We start from the raw sequence: 857 nt of genomic DNA, 5'->3' as shown, positions 1-857 counted from the left end.
ATCATCATTAGCGCCACCATGCCCAAAGCAATCGCGCTCGTAAAACCACCTAAAACACTGACCTTCCCGGTACCAAACGAAAAACGCTCATTGTTCGCATTTTGCTTAGCATAGCGATAAGCGAATAAGGTGATGCAAAATGCCGCTGCATGAGTGCCCATGTGCCATCCATCGGCGAGTAAGGCCATAGAGCCAAAAAGCGTGCCCGCAGCAATCTCAACCACCATAGTGACAAGCGTCAGAATCAGAACATAAAAAGTTCGCTTTTCACCTTTATGGTTATGAGAAACAAAATCGTGCGTGTGTTGTGCTATTGCCATAGATAAATCATATCCCTATTGCTTAGTTTGTTTGATAATCAAAATATTTGATTTAAATTTAGTTTGATCATCAAACAAAGTCAACATAGAAAACTAAGAAAGGCGTTCATCACTGCACTCAAGATTGGCCAATCTGATGCCTCCCCGCATGAACATATGCGGCCTTGTTTGGGAATCAGCCGCTTATACGTTAAGCTGCCGTTACTCAACTAAAAGATAGAAAGCGGATAAGCAGATGGAACATGTAGGTTCTCGTGCACTGATTGTTGAAGGCGGCGCAATGCGAGGGGTATTTTCTTGCGGAATACTCGACCATTTTTTAGCTGCGGACTTTTCTCCCTTCGACAGCTTTTGGGGTGTATCGGCTGGCGCAAGTAATCTTGCCGCTTATTTGGCAAAAATGCCGGGCAGAAACCTAAAAATCTATCTCGATTACAGCCTAAGAAATGAGTTCATCACCCCCAGCCAGCTCATACGCGGTGGTGATGTCATGGATTTGGATTGGATGTGGCAAGTGACACTTGAAGAGTTAGGCAT

Annotated in this window: 2 protein-coding genes; one reads left to right on the top strand and one right to left on the bottom strand. The window is 44.5% G+C overall.

Annotated elements, in window-relative coordinates; all coding sequences use genetic code 11:
* A partial coding sequence (locus R7Q48_RS25860; protein ID WP_318133034.1) for a cation diffusion facilitator family transporter occupies positions 1–320 on the bottom strand: 320 nt, incomplete at its 3' end.
* A gap of 235 nt (positions 321–555) precedes the next feature.
* On the opposite strand from R7Q48_RS25860, the gene R7Q48_RS25855 reads away from it, so the two are divergent.
* A partial coding sequence (locus R7Q48_RS25855) for a patatin-like phospholipase family protein (protein ID WP_318133033.1) occupies positions 556–857 on the top strand: 302 nt, incomplete at its 3' end.

It is taken from the genome of Vibrio sp. 378, from assembly GCF_033339435.1.
This window is presented reverse-complemented; position numbering and strand designations above follow the sequence as displayed.